The 22,228-nt window shown below is 56.7% G+C and carries 15 protein-coding genes; 10 read left to right on the plus strand and 5 right to left on the minus strand.

Features of this window, described 5'->3' with window-relative positions; genetic code table 11:
• Positions 1–20: 20 nt before the first annotated feature.
• Positions 21–839 carry a sulfotransferase family protein gene (locus ACR0BK_RS15580; RefSeq protein WP_480555315.1) on the minus strand — a complete coding sequence of 273 codons (819 nt, stop codon included), beginning with the start codon at positions 837–839 and terminating at the stop codon, positions 21–23.
• A gap of 143 nt (positions 840–982) precedes the next feature.
• Between ACR0BK_RS15580 and ACR0BK_RS15585 the strand changes: the two genes are divergently transcribed.
• Together ACR0BK_RS15585 and ACR0BK_RS15590 are read left to right on the plus strand one after the other, a co-directional pair.
• Positions 983–2,560: a DUF5928 domain-containing protein gene (locus tag ACR0BK_RS15585; RefSeq protein ID WP_480555317.1), complete on the plus strand. Its 1,578-nt coding sequence runs from the start codon at positions 983–985 to the stop codon at positions 2,558–2,560.
• A 318-nt stretch (positions 2,561–2,878) separates the two neighbouring features.
• Complete coding sequence (locus tag ACR0BK_RS15590) at positions 2,879–6,478, plus strand: flavoprotein (RefSeq protein WP_480555318.1); 3,600 nt, start codon at positions 2,879–2,881, stop codon at positions 6,476–6,478.
• Here the strand turns inward: ACR0BK_RS15590 and ACR0BK_RS15595 are convergent.
• The 3 genes from ACR0BK_RS15595 to ACR0BK_RS15605 all read right to left on the minus strand — a co-directional run bounded on the left by ACR0BK_RS15595 (position 6,475) and on the right by ACR0BK_RS15605 (position 11,936).
• The gene (locus tag ACR0BK_RS15595; RefSeq protein ID WP_480474678.1) at positions 6,475–7,638 is read right to left on the minus strand and encodes a hypothetical protein; all 1,164 of its coding nucleotides are present in this window, start codon (positions 7,636–7,638) and stop codon (positions 6,475–6,477) included. The genes ACR0BK_RS15590 and ACR0BK_RS15595 overlap by 4 nt on opposite strands.
• A gap of 20 nt (positions 7,639–7,658) precedes the next feature.
• Positions 7,659–10,943, minus strand: a complete 3,285-nt coding sequence (locus ACR0BK_RS15600) for an ATP-binding protein (RefSeq protein WP_480555320.1) — start codon at positions 10,941–10,943, stop codon at positions 7,659–7,661.
• Between the two features lie 87 nt (positions 10,944–11,030).
• Positions 11,031–11,936, minus strand: coding sequence for a LysR family transcriptional regulator (locus ACR0BK_RS15605; protein WP_480555321.1), 906 nt, complete (start codon positions 11,934–11,936; stop codon positions 11,031–11,033).
• A gap of 103 nt (positions 11,937–12,039) precedes the next feature.
• Here ACR0BK_RS15605 and ACR0BK_RS15610 point away from each other — a divergent pair, with 103 nt between their 5' ends.
• From ACR0BK_RS15610 to ACR0BK_RS15630, 5 genes are read left to right on the plus strand one after another with little or no spacing between them, the layout of a single operon-like run.
• On the plus strand, positions 12,040–13,482 hold the full coding sequence (locus tag ACR0BK_RS15610; protein ID WP_480520114.1) for an aldehyde dehydrogenase family protein: 1,443 nt from the start codon (positions 12,040–12,042) through the stop codon (positions 13,480–13,482).
• Positions 13,482–14,456 (plus strand): membrane dipeptidase, encoded by a 975-nt coding sequence (locus tag ACR0BK_RS15615; protein WP_480555323.1) that lies wholly within the window; start codon positions 13,482–13,484, stop codon positions 14,454–14,456. The genes ACR0BK_RS15610 and ACR0BK_RS15615 overlap by 1 nt, the downstream gene beginning before the upstream one ends.
• 4 nt (positions 14,457–14,460) lie before the next feature.
• A complete protein-coding gene (locus ACR0BK_RS15620) occupies positions 14,461–16,149 on the plus strand; it encodes a hypothetical protein (protein ID WP_480555325.1) in 1,689 nt (562 codons plus the stop codon).
• On the plus strand, positions 16,146–16,775 hold the full coding sequence (locus ACR0BK_RS15625; RefSeq protein ID WP_480555326.1) for a DUF3726 domain-containing protein: 630 nt from the start codon (positions 16,146–16,148) through the stop codon (positions 16,773–16,775). The genes ACR0BK_RS15620 and ACR0BK_RS15625 overlap by 4 nt, the downstream gene beginning before the upstream one ends.
• 11 nt (positions 16,776–16,786) lie before the next feature.
• Entirely contained in the window at positions 16,787–17,806 is a 1,020-nt protein-coding gene (locus ACR0BK_RS15630) for an Ldh family oxidoreductase (RefSeq protein ID WP_480555327.1), read from the plus strand.
• A gap of 41 nt (positions 17,807–17,847) precedes the next feature.
• Here ACR0BK_RS15630 and ACR0BK_RS15635 read toward each other — a convergent pair whose 3' ends face one another.
• Positions 17,848–19,155: an aminotransferase class I/II-fold pyridoxal phosphate-dependent enzyme gene (locus tag ACR0BK_RS15635; protein WP_480520122.1), complete on the minus strand. Its 1,308-nt coding sequence runs from the start codon at positions 19,153–19,155 to the stop codon at positions 17,848–17,850.
• Positions 19,156–19,296: 141 nt separating this feature from the next.
• On the opposite strand from ACR0BK_RS15635, the gene ACR0BK_RS15640 reads away from it, so the two are divergent.
• From ACR0BK_RS15640 to ACR0BK_RS15650, 3 genes are all read left to right on the plus strand, one after another.
• Entirely contained in the window at positions 19,297–20,130 is an 834-nt protein-coding gene (locus tag ACR0BK_RS15640) for a LysR family transcriptional regulator (RefSeq protein ID WP_480555334.1), read from the plus strand.
• Positions 20,131–20,705: 575 nt separating this feature from the next.
• Positions 20,706–21,494, plus strand: a complete 789-nt coding sequence (locus ACR0BK_RS15645; RefSeq protein ID WP_480555335.1) for a tyrosine-type recombinase/integrase — start codon at positions 20,706–20,708, stop codon at positions 21,492–21,494.
• Between the two features lie 12 nt (positions 21,495–21,506).
• A partial coding sequence (locus tag ACR0BK_RS15650; protein ID WP_480555329.1) for an IS91 family transposase occupies positions 21,507–22,228 on the plus strand: 722 nt, incomplete at its 3' end.

The following is a 22,228-nucleotide window of genomic DNA, read 5'->3' on the forward strand; positions in this document are numbered from 1 at the left end:
CGGGGCATCCTGTCTAAAGATCAATCGCCCAGTTTGGCGTGAATTTCATCCAGATCGATTTCGCCAATCGGCATCTTGTTGGCCGGGTTTTCGAAATCGTATTTGAACAGCTCAAAATCCTGCTTGTAGATCTCATAGACCAGATGCATTGACAGGTCGTCGAAATAGTCTTCAACCGGATGCGCGCGCTTGGGTCCGTGGCCTTCGGATTCGTTGAACCGGGGTATTTCGGACAGCGAAACAGAATTCTTCAGCTTTGTATTGTCCAAGACACCCTGCATCCCGTCGTTGAACGCTTCGGTCCAGAAGATCCGATCATAACGACCACCGTTCACGATGAAGGTCGACACGTGACCAGACATGGCTGACCAGTGAATGTCCGGGTCCATCGGACGCCGCCAGCGGATGGTATCACGCGCAAACAGCAGGAACCGGCGAAAGCTGGCGATCTGGTCAAACTCTCCCTTGCCATCGTCACCGCCCACCTCGATCCCGTAATTGTAGATCAGCGTCGGCACCAGATTGCCACGATACCGTTTGCCGTTGCGCTGGATCCCGCAGATCTTGTCGAAAAACGAGCTCAGAATACGCGTGTACGGGTTGCGCACACAGGTAAAGGAATACGAGGCGTGATCGCGCACATTTTTGGAAATCAGGTCCTGGCTCTGATCAAAGGCCCATTTGTGCATGCCATCCTTGGCGTCATGGATGTCACCGTCAAAGAACTGACCGTGATCCGAATAATACATGATCTGCCCAATGGTCGAGCAGGCGCATTTTGGCACAACGCGGTACACCATGCTTTCGCTCTCGGTCATCCAGGTACCGGGAAAACCCATCTGCTGTGCCTCCTAAGCTGGTCTGGTCTCAAACCGATATGCCAGCTTTTGATAACAAGGAACCAAAATTATTCTGTTTATTCAATCGCTCATCCTCAGTATCACGGTTGAAACCGGGCAGAAACGGAAATTACCTAACCTCGATGGCGAAGATTGCCTATATATTGCTATGCCATAAAGACCCTGATGCAATCATTGCACAGGCCGAACAGCTGACCGCTGCGGGCGATTGCATGGCCATCCACTTTGACGCCCGTGCCAGCGCCGAAGGCTACGGGCGCATTCGTTCCGCGCTGGATCAAAATCCGAACGTGACCTTTGCTAAAAGGCGCATCAAATGCGGCTGGGGAGAATGGTCGCTGGTGCAGGCCACGCTGAACGCCTTGCAGGCCGCCGTCGAAACCTTCCCCCGCGCCACGCATTTTTACATGCTGTCCGGTGATTGCATGGCGATCAAAACCGCAGAATACACCCACCGGTTTCTGGATGATCACGACAAGGATTTCATTGAAAGCCACGACTTTTTCGAAAGCGACTGGATCAAGACCGGCATGAAAGAAGACCGGTTGATCTATCGCCATTATTTCAATGAACGCACCCAGCCGAAACTGTTCTACGCCGCCTATGAAACACAGAGGCGTTTTGGGCTGATGCGGCAAATTCCCGAAGACCTTCAGGTTATGATCGGCAGCCAATGGTGGTGTCTTCGCCGCCGAACGATTGAGATGATCCTGGATTTCCTAAGGCAGCGCAGGGACGTGATCCGGTTTTTTGCAACCACCTGGATACCCGATGAAACCTTCTTTCAAACGCTGGTACGCCACCTGATCCCGAAAGGTGAAATCGAAAACCGTACACCGACATTTCTGATGTTTTCGGATTATGGAATGCCCGTCACGTTCTACAACGATCACTATGACATGCTTCTGGGTCAGGACTATTTGTTTGCCCGCAAGATCAGCCCAGAGGCGCATGAGCTGAAAGAGCGTCTCGGCTCACTTTATGCGAGTGAGGGCATCGACTTTCCCATCTCGAACGAGGGGCGTAGCCTTTATGCGTTTCTGGCTGGCCGGGGGCGCATCGGGCACCGGTTCAGGCAACGCTTCTGGGAGGCCGGAAGTGTTCTGGGCCCCGACCGAGAGCTGTTTGTGATCGTGTGCAAAAAGTGGCATGTCGCCAAAAGGCTGGTCGATCAGATCGCGTCTGAAACAGATATCCCCTGCGTCGAATACCTGTTTAACGAAGGGGATACCCAACTGCCTGATCTGGGCGGTATTGAAACGACGCTGACCAAGCGCTCGCGCCATCGGCGGGCCGTTGTACGAATGCTTTTCGAAAGTTTCGGATCAGACCAGTTGGTTCTGTGCCTCGACCCGGCCAATCTGGACGTTGTTCAGGATTTCAGCGGTGATCAGGCCAAAACCCATGTGCTTGAGATCGAATGCGAATACTCGGACGAATACCTGATTGGCCACGCGCGGCGCGTCGGATTGGCGGGTGACAACAGCCCGGTTGAGACTGTTTCCCATCTGCTGCCGACACTTCGCAACGACCTGAGTTACGAGTCCCAACAAATCCGTGCCGCCGGTTTGGACAATTACCTGCGACTGCGGGAAACCGCCCAGCGCGCCGAAAACATAGCTGTCATATCCGAATTTCTTGGGGTGGACAAAGAAAAGGCCGACGCGGTGATGCGGCTGGACTACCTGTTCGCCGACTAAACGGAAAGTCAGCCTGACATCCGACAGCTTTTCGGCCCCCTTTGCTGCATTGGGTGCACCGCATATTTGCCTGTCGGAAAGGACAGCCTAAAACCCAACATCACTGCCATCGTGATTTTTATTCAAAAATCGGATACTGTGCAGCCAATTGGGCCAATTTGCTTATACTTTTTCTCTTTGGCAGGCCGGCCCTGGCCAGTGAAAGGCAAAAACAGACGCGTCCTTAATTCTGAATGACGGGTATCTGCGCATCGAAAACCCGAAAGCCCCTGCTGGCCGCAATTAGACATTTGAAACGCAACTCCGGGGGGAACAGTTGTGCTTATAGATCAAATTGAAACATCCAGATCATATATCCCAAATGACGCAGACTGGAACCTGATATACAAGGTTCTGCCGGGCGAGGCCAAGATTGCCGACCCGTCAGTCATCAACCGTCATTTCGAATGTATCGAGGTGACCGACAACACGGTTCTGCCAGCAAGCGGCATGTATGTTGTTCTGCGCGGTGTGGTTCAGCTGCGGCAGAACGGTAATCCTTTGGCCAGCGCGGATGTCGGTGACTATTTCTATGAAGAGCACCTTCAGATATCAGACATTCCCGTCAGCCTCGAAGCGCTCGCGCTGGACGGATCGCGGGTGGCTTTTCTGTCCAGCGAGAACTGGCGTCAGATACCAGAGGAAATCCGTCAACCCTGCTTCGCCACGATGTTCGGCGATCTGGTCAGTGTTCAATTGCAGAACTTCCAGCAGCCGATCAATTGTTGCAGCGTGACGGCTGCCGCCCTCAGCATGTCCGCGTTGGGCTTCAGTTGCGAAGTGAACGACATTTTCCGTGAATGCGCGCTGCCTTCGTCTTTCGTCGTCAATGACGGTATCTCACTGGGTGAGCTGTTTGACGTCGCCTGTACCTACATTCATTCGCAGGGCTTGCGGGACAGTGTTCAGGTTCAGGCCTATTTCATGGACGAGGACACGACAAACGTGCAGCTGTTGCTGGATGCGATTGACGAATCCAACCGGCTGGGTGGTGACAATGATATTCTGGTGGCGAATTTTCAGGTCGGCGTCGCCCATGGCAAAGCGAATATGCCGGGCGGGCATTTTGCCGTCATCGCCAAGTGCAACCCAAGCACTGGGCTGGTGCACATGATGGACGTACATCCTGAAAAATACGGCAAGCTTTGGGTTACAACCGCAGACCGGCTTTGGAAGGCGATGTCGGACCGTGACGGAACCTCGATGCGGTCGCGTGGCATTTTGCGCTTCTCGGCGCGTGCCGCGGTCAAGACGCATCTGAAGACATTCAAGCAACGATGCAACTATGTCGACAGCACGCTCTATCTGGCAAAAGACCCCAAGAAACGGCGCAACCTGTTCCGCCGCGCCACTCCGAACATGAACTCCTTAGGTGTGTTGGTGGAAAGCCTGGCCATTCACGGCGATGACAAGGTGGACGAAGACGAGCTGCTGCGGGCCACCGAAGCCTCTTTCACGGATGTTGTCTCACGGGTGGCCACGGCCGCGGACATGCACAACATGGCCCAGAAATATCTGAACGCGGCTGAAAACATACACCTGAGCAGTTCACTTCGCAGTTTCGGAACGCGCGAGGACACATCGATCCTTACCCCCGAAGACTGGTTCAAGATGCAACTACAGGGCCTGGACGCCAACACGGACCGTCACCTGATGATCAATATCGACTTTAATCGGGTAACCGGGATCGAAGCCATCCGCCCGCCGGTAAACGTTTACCGGGAAACCGCGTTGCTCGAAGAATTCTGGTGCCTGTGTATCGCATATGATGAAGCAGCCGACCTTGTGACGATCGTCGACATGAGCCCCGCAACGTCACAGGTCTGGCAAGCCCCTCGTGGCAACATCTTCCGCGGCTTGCGCGATCTGGAGGACCCGGCTTTGCTGGTGATCGAAACAGTTGAGCCGCCCGAAGATCCCGGCGATGTCGCCAGCATTATCCGGAACAACCCCATGGTTCTGTTTTATGAAGATGAAGACCCGTGGTCCTACATGCTCAGAAGTGTTCTTTCGAACATCGGTGCGACCAGCGTAAAGCAGGTGGATGTGGGCGGTCGCGACCCCAACGCGATAAAGATGCGACGTCAGCTGATATCTTTAGGTGAAAAACCCAAAGTTCCCTACCTGTTTTTCCAAGGCCAGTGCATCAGCAAAGGCGAAAAGCTGGAAGACATTGTGGACATGATCAAGGCAGGTCACCTTCAGGACCGCATGATCGAAGCAGGTCTTCCCGTTTCTAAGCTTGAAGAGACACCCAGCCTGAATAAGAACATGTTCGGCTATCCCAAAGGTGTGATGAACGAGGTAAGCAGCGGCAAACGCAACGTGCTGCTTTGTGCCTGCGGGTCATCGGCGGCAGACAAGATACCAGAACTTGTTGAGCGCATCGTCGACGCCGGACACAATGTCAAACTGATCCCTTCCACTTCGGCTGAAAAGTTTTTTCGGGACTTCGGCGCTGAACGGATCGACGCCAAGATCACCCATAACGACTATTACCGCGACGATGATGAATGGAATTTCCGTTACATGGAATTCGACATGCCAGTGCGTGCGTCGCATCTGGCGCTTTGTGACTGGGCCGATTGCGTGATCGTCGCACCCATCACCTGCAACACCATGGGAAAGGTGGCAAACGGGATCGCCGATAACCTTCTGACCTCTGTCTTTGTGGCGTGGCAGTACCAGAAGAAGCCCGTGATCCTGTGCCCGGCCTGTAACACGAATATGTGGAACAACATCACCACCCAGAACAATGTCGCAAGGCTGAAGACACTGGGCATCGATTTCATAGGCCCACGGGAGGGCCGCCTGTCCAACGGCCGGATGGGGATTGGTATGATGGCCACGCCTGACCAGATCATGGAAGCACTGGGCGAGGCATTCGAAGAACTGGACGACCAGAAATACCGCGTGTGCAAATGGGCCCGGGAGGCTGCCGCCGCCGATGACATCAATGAATGGAAACGTGTGTTCCGCGCCATCGATGAAGGTGTCGTAGGTATCAATATTGTTGACGAAGCCCACGGCGATTCATTGCTGCATTATGCGGCTGGCGGCGAAGGCGAATTGAACGAAGGCGGTCACGATCTGGGCAAGCCAGATTATGAAGCGGCACAGGATTTGATCGACCGCGATATCGACGTCAATATCGTCAACGATCACGGTTTCACGGCATTGCATGTGGCTGTGATGAACAAAGCCCCAAGGATGGTCGACATCCTGTTGCGCGCCAAAGGCATGGATGCAACCTCGTGCATTAAATTTGTTCAGGGCATGGATATCCCGCCCGAGATACGGACCATGCTGGATGCTTGGGCGCGAGACCACAACCTTAAGATAAAAGACGCGGAACAGGGCCGTGACGAAACCTTTATTGCCGTTCAGGAACCCACCTATCTGTATTTCACATACGGCTCCCTGAAACAGGGGTTCCCGAACCATGAGGCACACAGCCGGGTCTTGAATGACTTTGTCGGGCCTGCCCGCACGCGGCAACCAATGCCCCTGATCGTTCCAAATGAACCGTTCTGCGACAATCCGAACTGTGGCTTCCTGCACCGAATGGCGACCCTTGTCGATCAGCAGGGCATGGGCAAACAAGTAAGCGGAGAGGTTTACCGGGTGACGGAATCGGGCCTGCACGAGCTGGATAAGCTGGAAGGTTATCATGGTCCGGGCTCGTCCAAGAACGTCTATATCCGCAAGAAGATCAACGTGATCTTGGATGGGGTGATGAAACCCGCCTACGCCTATGTGATCGCCGATCCTGAAAAGTACATGCAAAACTGGCGTGACGGAAAATCAGATGTTATCAGCGACTACACACTGGATATGGCGCAGGGTGAACCCAAGCCCGGATTCGAGCCGGCTATCTAGTTTTCCGCTGTGCTGACTGGTGGCGGTTTCGGGCTTTCCTTGGAACTGAGATTATAGGCCGTGATCACCACCATACAAAGCAGGACGAACGGCCAGAACCCGGCCTTGGGAATAAGGTTGTCCCGATAGTGGATGATCCGCAACGACGTCTCAACGTCGGACGCAAACAGGTATGTATTGACCGAAACTGCCAGCAGCATGAAGTACATCAGGAAAAAGAACGACTCCATATAGATCACAGGAGAACCTGCGAACCCTTCACGTAGCTGCACATGGGCCAACAGGATCACGAAAAACAGAACCGAGCAGGTTCCGATTACACTGGACGTGCTGAAGTCATGCCGATCGGCCAGCCCCTCGCGGCGCGTGACGGTCATCAGCGCCCCAAACAGCAGCATTGTCACGACAAGCAGCGGGACCATGTGCACGATGAACGCGTTTGCGAAATTGCGTTTGATGACAAAGTTATAATGCAGCTCGGGCATGTTGGTTTGATAGGCGTTCTGAGCGATGCCCAACGTAGTATCCAGGCTTGACAACTTATAGTCGAAATAGGTGTTCTCACGTTCCCACGTACCCATCACGATCTGACTGTCGATGCCGAAAATATCATCCGGGCCAGTCGCGGAATAAGCCTCAAAGTCAGGAACCAGCGCAACATTGATGTCAAAAGATGCGGGCCAGAAGCGCACCCAGACCGTTTTGTGATCAAAGGGGTAGCGGGTGTAGTCAAAACTCTGCCGAAGGGTTTGTTCAAAATACCACCCGATCAGCAACCCATCTTGTTGCGGCAGCCGATAGGCCTCTTCGATCAGTCCGTTTGCTGTATCGACCGCTTCCGGCAGAAGGAAACCGATCTCACCCTCGGCCGGACGGATCTCATCATGAACACCTGTGATGTAGCGCTGCCAGACGTAACCGGTGACCTGCACGTCGCTGGCACCAAGAAAGCTGAATGATTTTAAGAAGATCCCCGTTTTAACGCGGTAATCCGGCACGGCATCCAGTTTTTCCAGATACGCGTCCACTGATGCCTGATCCGGAAGTTGAGTGGGATCACCCTCAAAATGATTCAGTTCGATCCAAAGTTTGAGCAAGAGACCCCCAAGCCCAAGGGTCAACAAGCCAGAAATCAGCCACACCTTTCTTTCAACGCTCATTCAGCCTCCTGCCGTGTCACCTAATCAGCCAGAAACCCCACTGAACCCAGAAGGGATTGCGTGATACCCATAGCGGCAAACTGCGTTGCCAGATCGGCATACCCCCCGTGTTGTATTGGCGGAATGTTCTGCTGTCCGCTTTCAGCCAAAAGTCGTGTTTGACAAATGGATAAATCGACCATTGGCAAAGGCTCGGTGGTCGTGAAGGCTGCAAGCCCATCCGCATATTCAAGTGCTGCGTCCCAATCGCCGCGCGCCAGCATGACGGCGCAGGCGTCCGAGTAAAAGTGAAGGTGACTGTGACCCACACATCCCTCGGAAATGATCTCAGACCCCAGGTTCAACAAGCGCGTTTGCTCATCAGGGTTGGCCTCGGCCATTGCCAGGGCCGACAAGGCCTTGGGCCCTACAAAGTTCCGCCCATGTTCAAGCGCGATTTCAACCGCGCGACGAGCTGTTTCCCGACCGTGGTCCAACTTTCCGGCATAAACCTGCGTTCGTGCCAGATGTTCAAGGGCCTGCGCCTCAAGGCGTTTTGCACCGACGCGTTCCGCAATTTCAGCTGAAACACTGAACGCTTCCAGCGCCTGATCAAGGTTGCCCAAAAAGGTCTCGGCCACGCCAAGGCAGGTCTGTGCAACGCATTCCGGAACAAAGGCAAAATACCTTTGCGAGACTTCGATGGCCTCAATGGCGTCAGCCTTGCCCTGTGCGACGTCCCCGGTGTAACTGCGCGCGACGCTGAGATTGTGCAGATTGGCGGCCAGATCGCGGACCAGCCCTTTTTCGCGCGCTCGTTCAACAGCTTGCGTATAAAAGCCTGTCGCTGTCTTCATGGTGGCTTTCATGAAGTTTGCATCACCAAATCCGCTTAGCGCCCCAACCTCGAGGCGGGCAGAGCCAAGTTTGCGAGCAAGCGTCAGGGCGCGTTCATTGGCGCTTAGCGCTTCCTTGTCCCGGCCCAGAGGGAAAAAGACATTACCGCGCACATAATTGATCTGCGCCACATCCCGCTCTGACCTGCAACGCTCGGCGGCGGTTTCAGCCATATCGAGTGCCTCCAGCGCGTCCTGATACAGGCTGGATTGCCGCGCAGCCTGCGCGAGCCCGATATACGCGCGGCTTATTTGCTCATCGGTTTCGGCAACGCGTGCAGCTTCCCGAAACTCACGCAGTGCGTCGCCGGACAGACCCTGAAGCCTGTGCGTCTCAGCCCGAGCGCAAAGCAGATCGAACCGGACACCTGCGGGGGACGGCAGTTCCAGGGCGCGTTCGATCAATGGGCTGGCATCGTCAAATCTGAAGGCCTGGATCAGTTTCTCCGCCGCGTCCAGATACGCCTGTGCGGCGTTATTCGCCCCAGCCCGGTCCAGATGCTGTGCGCATAGGGTCGCATCGCGATCCTCGAACCACTTGGCGGCCTGTCTGTGCAGGCGCGCACGCTCGGATTTGACCAACGTTGCATAGGATCCATCCCGGATCAGCGCATGGGCAAACATGAGGTCAGGCCCTGCCTCTCGGACCAGCGCGGATCGGATCAGGCTGGTCGTATCCAGATGCCCTTCACCCAGAATGAAGTTCAGCACTTCTGCCGAGAACCGTTGCCCCAGTACCGATGCTGCCTGAATGGCGGCGCGGCTGGTTCGATCCAGTGCATCCAGTCGGGACTGAACGATCCCCTGAATACTGCCGGGCACGCTTTGTTGGGTAAGTACATCTGTATTGCGCAACAACTGTTCAAGAAACAGCGGATTGCCCCCGGCGCGTTTGACACAGGTTTCCAGCAACTCGGGGTCGATGGCCGTGAATTCTTCGACCAACAGTCTGGCCTGTTCCTCGCCCATCGGCGCCAGTTCCATCTTGGACACCGGCGCGCCATCGGTTGCCATTTGCCAGTCCCGGTCAATCGGGTCGCCTTCAACCCGGCTGGTCATCATCAACACGCAAGGGATATTCCGCGTCGCCGCCGCAATATGAGAGCAGGTCACCAGGATCTCGGGCGAGGCCCAGTGGATGTCCTCGATCTGGATCAGCAGGGGGGCTTCCCGGCTGCTGGCCGACAGCAACTCTTCAATGACCTGCCGCCTTCCGCGCAAGCGGGTCTTGTTGTCCATCACCGCAAACACCTCGGCCAGACCGGCGTCCTGCTCCAGCTCAAGCAGCGCGTTGAGGTGCGCGGCGTTCGCGGGGCTGACCCAGCCCCTGGCGATTGCGTCCCTGGCCGCTGCGGCACCCGTTTTCGCGCCATCCGACGGGTCAAGACCCAGAATGCTGCGGGCAACCATCTGAATGGCCGAATGCCCTTCGCGCGCGCCGAAATCCATCACGACACCGTTGTGGATCGTGTAGGACTGGCCGGATGCCAGTTCAGCGACTTGCTCGGACAAATGGGTTTTTCCGATCCCGGGCTCACCCAGAATCACATGGACTTCGCCCTTGCCGTGGCGTTTGCATCGGTCAAATGTGGCCGAGAACACCGACAACTCCCGCTCGCGCCCGATGAACTTATGACGCCGTGTGCGAATGTTCCGGGCCAATCGATCCAGACGCCAAATTTCAACGGGATCATTCAGCCCTTTGATGGCCTTCACACCAAGGGATTCGCCCACGAATAGCGGTCCCAACGCGCGCTGAATGTCATGTGAAACCAGAGTCTCGCCGCCTGCGGAAATATCCGTCAGACGGGACGCCAGATTTACCCCATCCCCTGTGACAGTGTATTCTGTATGCGACTGACTTCCGGTCGTACTGGCAATGACCTGACCTGACGCAATACCGATGTGGCAGGAAAGCGGTGGTGACAAAGTCGGTAGAACTGCATGTATCTCGGCAGCAGCACGCGCCGCCCTTTCGGTGTCATTGGTATGTGAAATCGGCGCTCCGAAAACGGCCATGACCGCATCGCCGATATGCTTGTCTATACGACCACCATACTTTTCGACGACATTGTCCACTTTGCTGAAGAATTGATTCAGCAGCGCATGCAGATCTTCTGCATCCAGCTCACTGGATAGTTTCGTGAATGCGGTAAGATCGGCAAACATCACTGTAACCTGTCGGCGCGCGGGCTCGAGCTGTGCAGCAGGTTCAGGCTCTGCTGATGTTTGGCTGGTATCAATCTGTTCGATGGCGCGCAGCAGCCGCCGCCGATCACCGACGGCCGTCACCCCAATTTCGATCAAATCCTCGGCCGTCAAATCAGGCAGGATGGAGAAATCGATTTTGTTGTCTGCGAAGGCCTGCGCGTACTCGTTTAATCCAATTGCGCTCAGCCAGCCCCTAAGGTCCTGAGACATGTTTCCCATCTGAAGTCCCCCGCTTCAACCTGGAACCTAGCATGTGAGCCGCTTCGAGTCTGCTAGAACCTAATTAATTTGTGTTTTTGAGCAGGGTTAATCCAAAACTGGCTCCTGCACCAAGCCAGTGTTTCCGAAACCGCTGGACAGGATATACGAACAGCAGGCCTGGGTGATCTCGCGGAAGCGGGCTCTTTCTCGACGGTAAAGGTATACCTCTCGCTTGTCCGGCAAATCTGAAATCGGGCGAAAGGCGACCGCGTCCGGGATGAATTGCGCGACGGTCTGCGGCAGGACCGTGATCCACTGGCCTGCCCTGACCGTTGTGATCAGCGAGTGCGTGTTGTGAATAGTAACCTCGGCCCGGTCCAGAATCTTTTTGAACGAGGATGATTCAATGATGTCGCACAAGGCGTTTCGCACGAAGGGTGCCGCCATCAGGTCACGGATTTCGGGCGGTTTGGCCTGTGTCATAAGCGGATGATCAGAAGCTGCAACGAGTCCGAACTGATCCTGAAACAGAGGCTCGGTACTGACCCCGTTCAGGGGATGATGGCCGGATGCAATGCCGATATCCGCCTTATCCCCGGCAACGGCGTCCAGAACCTGTTGCGAATCCCCGTCTCGCAACTCGATCTTCAATCCGGGAAAGCGTGATGCCATATGTCCCAGCAAGGCGGGAAAGACCAAAGCCCCCACAGACGGCACGGATACGATACGGATCAACCCATGTTCCGCCTGCGCCGCCATTTCTATATTCTGAACAGTCTGATCAAAATCGCGCACCTGTTTGAGCGCAAGGTCCAGAACCTGCTGACCCAGCGGCGACAGGTGATTTTTCCGTTCACCTTCAAACAGTTTCTTGCCCAGATGATCTTCAAACTGTTTCAGCATCATTGAGACGGCGGATTGTGTCCGACCCAGACGGCTGGCAGCCTCGGCAAGGTTTCCGGTTTGGGCCACGGTACAAAAACACCGCAGCATCTCGACTTTCATCGCCATACTTCAAACTTTCTGAAGTTTACTAAAGTTATTTGAGTTTGACTGATGTTAGTCGAAAGTTCCATCCTTACCCAAATCGAAATTTGCGAATTTGGGGCCTGACGTGACCAAACTGAACCTGATTGCCGGCGAATGGCTGGCGGGCGAAAGCGAAATTGAAAACCGCAATCCTTCGGATTTAAGCGATCTGGTTGGCATGTTCACACAGGCCAGCGCCGATCAGCTTGAGGCGACTCTGGATCAGGCGCGCGTCGCGCAGACCGAATGGGCTGCCTACGGGTTGGAGCGGAAACAGGCCGTCCTGAACGCCATCGGCAACGAGTTGATGGCCCGCGCCGAAGAACTGGGTACATTGCTGAGCCGCGAGGAAGGCAAGCCGCTGGCCGAAGGCAAGGGTGAGGTTTACCGGGCCGGTCAGTTCTTCACTTATTACGCCGCCGAGTGTCTGCGCCAGATCGGTGAAAACGCCGATTCCGTACGCCCCGATATCGAAGTGGATGTGCGCCGCGAAGCCGTTGGCGTTGTCGCAATCATCAGCCCGTGGAACTTCCCCACTGCAACGGCCTCGTGGAAGATTGCCCCGGCGCTGTGCTATGGCAACGCGATTGTGTGGAAACCCGCCAACATCACCCCCGCCTCGGCTGTGGCCCTGACTGAAATCATCGAACGGCAGGATGTCCCGAAAGGTCTGTTCAGCCTTGTGATGGGCTCGGGCCGTTCGGTTGGGCAACGTCTGGTGGAAAGCCCCAAGGTCAATGCGATTTCCTTCACCGGATCGGTGCCCGTAGGCAAAGGTATCGCCGCCGCAGCAATCCAGAACCTGACCAAAGTGCAAATGGAGATGGGGTCTAAAAACGCGCTGGCCGTGATGGACGACGCCGATCTGGATCTGGCGGTGACGCTGGCTCTGGGCGGGGCCTTTGGTGGCACCGGTCAGAAATGCACCGCCTCGTCGCGTCTGGTAGTTCACGCGGGCATCCATGATGCCTTTGTCGAGAAACTGGTTGCCGGTGCGCAGGCAATGAAAGTGGGTCACGCGCTGGAAGCGGGCGTGCAGATGGGTCCCGTCGTCAGTCAGCAGCAATTGAATGAAAACCTCACCTATGTCGACCTGGGCAAATCCGAAGGGGCCGAGCTGGCCTGTGGCGGTCAGCGCCTGGAGATGCCCCATGACGGGTTCTACATGTCGCCGGGCGTGTTCCTGAACACCACCAACGACATGCGCATCAATCGCGAAGAAATGTTCGCACCGCTTACATCCGTCATCAAGGTCGGCAGCTATGACGAGGCGCTGAGCGTGGTCAACGACACCAATTTCGGCCTGACCTCAGGCATCGTGACCAAATCACTGGCCCGCGCCACCCATTTCCGCCGCAACGCGCGCACCGGCGTGGTGACGGTTAACCTGCCCACCGCTGGCACCGATTACCACGTACCATTCGGTGGCCGGGGCGACAGCTCGTACGGACCGCGCGAACAAGGCAAGGCGGCAGCCGAGTTCTATACAACCGTCAAAACCGCCTATATCAGCGCAGGCCCGGTCTGATGCGGATCGACGGCCTGCAATATACCAACTGGTCGGAGAAGATCTTCCGCCAGCTGCGCGAAGGGGGCGTGGACGCGATCCATGTCACCATCTCCTATCATGAGAACTTTCGCGAAACGGTTCTGAATTTCGAGAAATGGAACCGTTGGTTCGAGCAGTACCCAGATCTGATCATGAAGGGCCGGTGGGCCAGCGATATAGACTCAGCCCGTAAAACGGGCCGGACCGCAGTGTTTTTCGGGTTTCAGAACCCGTCGCCCATTGAAGACGATATCGGGCTGGTTGAAATTCTGCATGATTTGGGCGCGCGGTTCATGCAACTGACCTATAACAACCAATCCCTGCTTGCGACCGGTTGTTATGAGGCCGAAGACACCGGCATAACCAGAATGGGCAAGCAGGTGATCAAAGAGATGAACCGCGTGGGCCTTGTGGTGGATATGAGCCATTCGGCAGACCGGTCCACAATCGAAGCGGCTGAGATTTCGGACCGGCCCATCGCAATCACACATGCCAATCCGCACGAATGGTCCCCGGCCCTGCGCAACAAGCGAGATGATGTCATCCGCGCCGTGACTGAAAACGGTGGGATGCTGGGTTTTTCGGTCTACCCTCACCACCTGAAGGACAAGTCCGACTGCACTCTGGAGAGCTTTTGCGAGATGATCGCCCGCACTGCGGACAAATATGGGGCCGAACATCTGGGGATCGGCACTGACCTGTGCCAGGATCAGCCTGACAGCATCGTTGAATGGATGCGTGTGGGGCGGTGGACAAAAGAAATCGACTATGGCGAAGGCTCGGCCTCGGCCCCGGGGTTTCCACCAATGCCGGGCTGGTTTCAGGACAACCGAGACTTTGGAAACATCGAACAAGGGTTACGCGCGGCTGGCCTGAACGATGACGAAGTGGCCGGGATCATGGGCAGGAACTGGTATCGGTTCTTTGCCGAGAACTTCGTCCCACAAAGGTAACCAAATGGAACCACACGCGCAGACAGAGATCGCCAGACGTGACCCCGCTATGGTCATGCGACTGTCACGACTGGGATCACTACACCAATGTCGGCTCAGCTTTATGCGGCAACTGACACGCCGCATGGCCGATGAAAACTGGAGATTTTCGCGCCCTGCATTTGAAATTGACGACAAAGGTGTCGGGCATGCGGTCTATACCGCGCAAGGCCCCGATCGCGCCTATTCGCTGGTCGCCTTTGCCCATGACCTGCCTGCCGATCAACGGTCAGACCGGGTTATTGCCGAAGCGTGGGACGCCACCTTTGCGCTGTTCGATGGCATCCCCACGCCAGAAGACATAGATCGCCTGTCCCTGAACGTACCGCTGCAAGAGGCAGGGCGTGTCAGCGAAACCGAATTGTCACTGTCACGCGCCAACCGTTCCGTGCGACTCTGGGCTCATGTGGTGGATCGTCTGGCTGCGGGCCAGCAACCGGACCTGGAACAGATTTATCAGGTCGGCTATCTGATGAGGACCACGGCTGTTTACGGGTCGGGCAAATTCGGCGCTGCGGATCGTGAGAAAACGGCGGACCGGAATGAGGTCAGTGGTCCCTTCCAGATCGAAATGCTGTCAGTCTATCTGACCCGAGTTTTTGTACGCGATCTGGTGCAATATATGGCGCAGGTCAAAGGCGGGGATCAGACCTCTGCGCTTGATCCTGAAATCGCACGCTGGCTGGGCATCGGAAATTCCACAGGACTGGGAATGGCGCCGTTCATCGTGAACCATCCCGTTCTGTTCAACAACTGGATCATGGCGCGGGAAGAGGCCATCTCGCGCGTGCGGTCAATTGAGACAGCAACCGAAAAAGACGCGCGTGTCTTTCGCGACGTTTTCGCGCGCAGCAAACAGTCAATCACGTGGTGGCAATCTGAACACCCGATACAGGTTGAAAAACTCGCTGCGCTAAAGGACGACCTGAATTCGATCGACGTATTTCTGGCTACAGACGACCTGACACGAGACCATCCGTGGGATCGCATGATCCGATGGTCGGAAACTGCGCTCAGCGAAGAAGGCCAGGAGTTGCTGGCCTCGCTGATCCTTGAGCCTTACGGAGATGTCGTGGACGGGCTGTCCAGCTGCATGGCGGACACAAATGCGGCTGCACAGGTGATTGATGGAGCCATGCGGGTATCCGATGTGCGCGACTTGATCCGCCAAAGCTTTGACTGGGCGCTGGACCTTGATTGGAGTGATCCGAAAAACTGCGCGCGGGCCTGGTACGTTTCGGAAGAGAAACTGGAACCCCGACTGGGTGAACGGTTTGAAGAACCGATTGCAGACTATGAACAACCGCTCGCGCCCGCGCGTGATGCGGCGATGGCTTTCAAGGCTTTGCAAGAGTGGCCGGATGATGCGCCGATAGCAGAGTTTCTTATGCGCCACCCTGAGCACCGCCACACCGTACGCCGCGCTCAAATCAGCCGTGTCGCGCCATATGGTGAGATCCATGACAACACAATCGGCGCGAATGTGATGCCCATCGATATGTTGCGCGCAAAACTATCCTTCTTTGGCGCAACGCATTTCGACCCTCGTTCAGATCGCTGGGTCCGCATCTGCATGTATGCCGGCGCCCCCTACCCCGATGAGCTAAATACCGCGAACGCAGATTTGTGGGTTTATCCGGAGGTTGCGCAATGACCTTTTCATTGAACGAAGTCGAAGCAACAGCCAAACGCGCAACCCGTGGGGCCGGATATGCCTGGGGCGTGGCGGAAGAGGCTGCGAAAGCCACCCGGTGGCTAAACGGCCAAGGGTTCGACGGGCCCGCCATTCTGGCCCAACTGCTCAAACGTGAATATGCGCCCTGTCTGGAACGCCACATTCCTGTGCTTCAGAACGGAGTATGGGTTGGCCAACAAGACCTGTGCCCCCTGATGACCGGAGCTGCGATATCGGATTCACCGACCGTCCTGTCCCAAGGCACCATTTCGATTTCAAATCTCGCGGCACCGCTGCTGTTGCTGCCCTTTGTCGCTGCGGGGGCCAAAAAACTGGGAACGACAGTAAAAGTCACCTTTGACGGGTATGCTGCGATAACTGATGGTGTTCATTTAAGCTGCGCAGACTGCAATTTAGACCGCGCTGATCATGTTGAGATAACTGAGGGCGGCCACATTCAAAACAGTCGTCCTCTGCAAAGCCGTGCCGCCCCAAATGCAGAGGTGTGGCAGATTCTCAACTCCATGGCGCACCGTACATATGCCCCTGCAACTGAAGAATCCCGACTGCTTGGCGCTGGTTCCGGCCTGTCGGACAATGACTGAAGGATCATCAGATGACCGAGACCCAAACCCTGTCGCTTGCCGAAATCGAAAAGCTGTCCTTCACCGCGTTGGTTGCCGCTGGCACAAGTGAAGAAAACGCGCGCCCTCTGGCCGTGGCCACGGCGGCAACCGAAGCAGATGGGGTGGCCAGTCATGGTCTGGCTTATATCCCGATCTACTGTGAACATGTACAATGCGGGAAGGTCGACGGTCAGGCAGTACCGACGCTGGAAACCCCGCGCCCCGGCCTTATCCGTGTAGACGCTGCGACCGGGTTCGCACATGCAGCCATTGACCTGGGCTTCGAAGCATTGATCACGGCGGCACGCGAACAGGGCATCGCGGCCCTTGCGATCACCAACAGCTACAATTGCGGTGTGTTGGGTTATCACACGTATCGACTGGCGCAGGCGGGCCTGGTTGGTCTTGGATTCACCAATGCACCTGCATCCATTGCTCCTTCGGGTGGATCGAAGCCCGTTGTCGGCACCAACCCGTTCTCTGTTGCGGTACCGGGTCCAGACGGACAACCCGCGTTGCTGATCGACCAGAGCGCCAGCACCATCGCCAAAAGCGAAGTGATGAAACACGCCAGAGAAGGCAAAGCCATTCCGGTCGGCTGGGCGCTGGACCCGGATGGAAACCCGACAACAGACCCGAATGTCGGTCTGAAAGGAAGCATGGCCCCATCCGGCGGATACAAAGGTGTGGGTATCGCTTTGCTGACTGAAATCATGGCGGCCGCTTTGACGGGGTCTACACTTGGGCTGCATGCCTCTCCGTTCTCGGGGACGGTCGGGGGTCCACCGAAAACCGGGCAGTTCTTCATCGCTATTGACCCTGCGGTTTCGTCAAATGGACTGTTTTCAAACGCAATTTCGGACTTGGTCGCGTCGATCAGAAATCAGGACGGCGCGCACCTGCCCGGAGATGGGCGCCGTGCATGTCGCCTTGCGGCAGGTCAAAAAGGTGTCGCCGTCAACTCTGCTACATTGGCCAGAATTGAGGCGATTATTCAGGAAAACAGTTAAGAGCAGCCACCAGACCGGGCGATTGTGGTGGCCGCTTGCGCCTAGTTCACGAAATGCAGCGTGTCGAATTCACTGCGCCAGGCAGAGACTTCCAAAGCAACAGGCTCGCCGTCCAGACCTCGCCTGATCAAATCGGCGAGGCGCTCGGCATCTTGAGAGGTCATGCCCCAGCGAACCAATTCAGGAGTGCCGATCCGCAACCCATTCAAGTCCCCTTCAACCGGCTTGACAGGCAATCCGATGCCGCACGCAAGGAACCCGCTTTCGCGAAGTTTCTTTGATGCGGCCTGCCCTCCGCCATAGGGATCTGCCAGAACTGCGAATTGATGCGAATTGGTGAAGCCTTCCGCACCCGCATAAACGCGAACGCCCCGCGCATCCAACGCGGCGGCAAGTGCTTTTGACAGTGCAATCATCTCGTTTGCGTACACCTGGCCAAAATCTATCCAATCCAGCATCGTAACCGCAAGCGCGGCCGTTTTGGCGGCATCGAAATTGGCCGTCATCCCGGGAAAAGCAATGGCATCCAATGCTTTGGCGATGTCGACATCATTCGACACGATCAATCCACCTGCTGGTCCACCAAGGCTTTTATAGGTGCTCATGGTCATGAAATGCGCGCCCTCATTCAGCGGGTTCGACCATGCACGCCCCGCGATTATCCCGCACTGATGCGCGGCATCGAACATGACTTTCGCGCCAACTTCGTCCGCAATGGCCCGCACCTCGGCAACAGGGTGTTCAAAAAGGTTCAGACTTCCGCCGATCGTAATCAGCTTGGGGCGCTCAACCCGCGCCAGATCGCGCAGCTGGTCCAGATCGACGGTGTAACCTTTTGTGTTTACCGGAGCCTCGATCGTGCGCAGCCCGAACAGCCCTGCACAGCCCGCAGTATGATGGGTCACATGGCCGCCGATCGTTGCAGGCGGAGCGATGATTGTATCCCCTGGCTTACAGGTCGCCATGAAACCATAAAGATTTGCAATTGCGCCCGACGGCACGCGAACCTCTGCAAACCGGGCATCAAAGACCTCTGCGCAAAGCTCGGCCGCGATGACTTCGATTTCTTCGATTGCTTCCAGCCCCATTTCATATTTGTCACCGGGATAGCCCAGCGATGGCCGGGATCCGATACCCGACGACAAAAGCGCCTCGGCCTTGGGGTTCATGACATTTGTCGCGGGGTTGAGGTTGAAACACTCTTTCTCGTGAATGCGGCGGTTTTTCTCTGCCAGATGCGCGATCCGGCCCAGTAGGTCGCCGGACGATGCTGATGCTGTCTTTGTTGAGATACTCTGAACCAGCGTTTCGCTTGCGGCGGGCACCCAGTCTCTATGTGCAAGTGTCATCTGACATCCTCCTTTTTCTTCCACTGTGGCCGCTGCTGCGTGACTTCGCAAAGCAGAATTGTTATTTCTTGGCGTAGAAAAACTAAGGCTATGATGATGAGCGTTTCCCCAAAGCGCCCCAAAGGGCCTCCACTGAACGCAATGCGCGCTTTCGAGGCGGCGGCGCGCCACATCAGCTTTGTCGCCGCGGCCGAAGAGTTGAACGTCACACCGGGCGCCATCTCGCAACACATCAAAACGCTGGAAGGCTGGGCCGGTGCACCCCTTTTCCGACGCAACGCACAAGGCGTAGAACTCACGCCCGAGGGGCAATCGCTGGTTGCTGGATTTACCCGGGCTTTTGACCAATTGGCCGACGCGACCCAGGCGCTGCGCAACCTTAAACCCAATGCAGATTTTCATATCGCTGCCTTGCCGGCCATTGCTCAACTCTGGCTCCCCAAAAGGCTACGCCAGATCCGATCTCATTTTCCCGACATCAGTTTTTCCGTCACAGCGCTGGAAGCGCCGCCGAGCCTTGGGCGCGAACTGTTCGACCTGTCAATCTTCTTCGCTCCACCGAACGACACGGCAAATCAGGTGGTTGTTTGCCCGGACGAAATCGTGCCGGTTTGTGCCCCGACACTTAAGGACCAAATATGCCGCGCAAACGGTTTTCGGGATTTACCGTTGCTGCACGATCTGGTGTGGAGTGAAGATTGGACCAAATGGGCCCAGCACTCTGGCTATGACCTGTATAATGCCAAAGGTGGTGCTCAATTCTCCCTCTACAGTCTGGCCGTAGAGGAAGCCAAGGCGGGCGCAGGAATACTGATGGGACACCTGTGCCTGATCGAAGACGCCCTGGCCACGGGCGAGCTGATCGTTGCGCATACCAAGTCGTTTCAAACCAACCGAGGACTGGTGATTCAATTGCCACAACGCACGCGCAGGAGACTGGAAACGGACCAGATTGTTGCCTGGTTGTCCCGTTGACCGAAGCCACTGACTTTCGGTTTATGAGGCTGACGAGATGAGGACGTTAAGCAATTGATCGAGTGGATCAATTGTAGTCTGAACTGCCTGTGTAGAGATTATTCGACCTGGTTGCGGGAGCCGGATTTGGCCTATGTCGAATGTCAGAGGAACTATTAATCTAACGGACAAACAGTACACATGCCCCGGTTGTTTAGATAAATGACCTTATTGGGACGGATGGCAGACCCACAGTAGAAAAGCGCTGAAGATGTCTTGCGGATTTTTCAGCCATTGGCCCGCTTGTGCCGGAGGGCCGCGGACTACCCGAACTGGACATTCTAAAATAGACATTGCAGTTCCGGTTGGCGGGACATGGACGAAGCCGCTCGCGCGGCATTGGAGCCTGTGGCAGGCGTTTTGCATTGATCTGACCCCTGTGCATTTGGGAATGGGCGCGGCTGTCTGACGATTGGGACCTCTCAATCGAAAGACAGGAGGTTCCCATGGCGGAGGAGAGAACAACGCCGCTGCGCGAGCGGATGATCGAGGACATGCGGATCAAGGGGCTGGGTGACAAGTCTTAGAAGTCGCACATCCGGGCGATCAAGGACTTCGCAGCGTTTCTGGGACGGTCGCCGGACACCGCGACGCCGGACGATCTGCGCGCCTACCAGCTTCACATGACCGACTGCGGTGTCACGCCGCCGACCTACAACGCCCGCATCATTGCGCTGAGGTTCTTCTTCGAGACGACCTGCGGGCGGGGCGAGATGAAGCGGCACATGCAGTTCCGCACCCAGCCGCGCAAGCTCCCCGTGGTGTTCAGCGCCGAGGAAGTAGCGGCACTGCTGCGGGTCGCGCCAGGACCGGGGCTGAAGTACCGGGCGGCGCTGAGCATCTCCTATGGTGCCGGGCTCAGGGCCTCGGAAGTCTGCAATCTCAAGGTCAGCGATATCGACAGCGACCGGATGCTGATTCATGTCGAACAGGGCAAGGGGCGGAAGGACCGGAAGGTCATGCTGTCGCCGGGATTGCTGAACCTGCTGCGCGAGTATTGGCGCGAGGCGCGGCCTGAGGGCTGGTTGTTTCCGGGCAAGCCCAAGATCAACCCCCTCTCGTCGCGCCAACTCCACCGCGCCTTCAGCTCGGCAAAGCACATCGCGGGGATCAAGAAGCCGGGCAGCACGCTGCACACGCTGCGGCATAGCTTCGCGACGCACCTTCTGGAGGCCGGTACGGATGTGCGGGTGATCCAGGTCCTGCTCGGGCATGCCAAACTCGAAACAACGGAGCGCTACACACATGTCGCCACGAAGCTGATCCGTGACACGGCGAGCCCCTACGAGACGCTGGCCAAGCTGCAGGATCGAAGCCGGGAGTAGCGGACCAGGGTGGTGCCCCGCCCGCGGCTTGAGATCGCTGACATCTTTCGCGCCCATGGTCCCGCATGGCGGCGGGCCAATGCCGGGCATGTCAGCCTCACCCAACTCAGGGTGATGTCGGCGATTGAAGCCTGCCGGACCGAGGCGCTCGGCGGGCATGTGGCAGCCTGCGCCAAATGCGGTCACCGGCATGTCGCGTACAATTCCTGCAAGAACCGGCACTGCCCGAAGTGCCAAGGGCCGGCCGCGCGCGACTGGATGGCAGCACGGGCCGATGACCTGCTGCCGGTGGAGTATTTCCATGTGGTCTTCACCCTGCCGGCGGAGATCGCACGGATCGCCTACTGGAACAAGACGGCGGTCTACGGCCTGCTGTTCCGAGCGTCAGCCGAGACCGTGACGACCATCGCCGCCGATCCCCGGCACCTTGGCGCCCGCGTGGGCATGACCTCTGTACTCCATACCTGGGGTTCGGCGCTGACCCACCACCCGCATGTCCACATGATCGTGCCCGGCGGCGGCCTGTCACCTGACGCTACACGCTGGATCGCCTGCCGCCCTGGTTTCCTTCTGCCCGTGCGCGTCCTGGCCCGGCTGTTCCGGCGCCTGTTCCTGGAAGGGCTGTCGGCGCTGCACAAGGCAGGGCAGCTTCAGTTCTTCGGTGATCTGAAAAGACTGGCCGATCCCGCGGCCTTCGCCGCCTGCCTCGCCCCGCTCCGCAAGACCAAATGGGT

The sequence above is a fragment of the Ruegeria sp. AF1 genome, from assembly GCF_056542125.1.

Excerpts from the sequence above, each read along its gene's own strand:
- ACR0BK_RS15580 (WP_480555315.1), bottom strand. The coding sequence starts at position 839 with ATGGGTTTTCCCGGTACCTGGATGACCGAGAGCGAAAGCATGGTGTAC.
- ACR0BK_RS15585 (WP_480555317.1), top strand. The coding sequence starts at position 983 with ATGGCGAAGATTGCCTATATATTGCTATGCCATAAAGACCCTGATGCA.
- ACR0BK_RS15595 (WP_480474678.1), bottom strand. The coding sequence starts at position 7,638 with ATGAGCGTTGAAAGAAAGGTGTGGCTGATTTCTGGCTTGTTGACCCTT.
- ACR0BK_RS15600 (WP_480555320.1), bottom strand. The coding sequence starts at position 10,943 with ATGGGAAACATGTCTCAGGACCTTAGGGGCTGGCTGAGCGCAATTGGA.
- ACR0BK_RS15605 (WP_480555321.1), bottom strand. The coding sequence starts at position 11,936 with ATGGCGATGAAAGTCGAGATGCTGCGGTGTTTTTGTACCGTGGCCCAA.
- ACR0BK_RS15615 (WP_480555323.1), top strand. The coding sequence starts at position 13,482 with ATGCGGATCGACGGCCTGCAATATACCAACTGGTCGGAGAAGATCTTC.
- ACR0BK_RS15620 (WP_480555325.1), top strand. The coding sequence starts at position 14,461 with ATGGAACCACACGCGCAGACAGAGATCGCCAGACGTGACCCCGCTATG.
- ACR0BK_RS15625 (WP_480555326.1), top strand. The coding sequence starts at position 16,146 with ATGACCTTTTCATTGAACGAAGTCGAAGCAACAGCCAAACGCGCAACC.
- ACR0BK_RS15630 (WP_480555327.1), top strand. The coding sequence starts at position 16,787 with ATGACCGAGACCCAAACCCTGTCGCTTGCCGAAATCGAAAAGCTGTCC.
- ACR0BK_RS15635 (WP_480520122.1), bottom strand. The coding sequence starts at position 19,155 with ATGACACTTGCACATAGAGACTGGGTGCCCGCCGCAAGCGAAACGCTG.
- ACR0BK_RS15640 (WP_480555334.1), top strand. The coding sequence starts at position 19,297 with ATGCGCGCTTTCGAGGCGGCGGCGCGCCACATCAGCTTTGTCGCCGCG.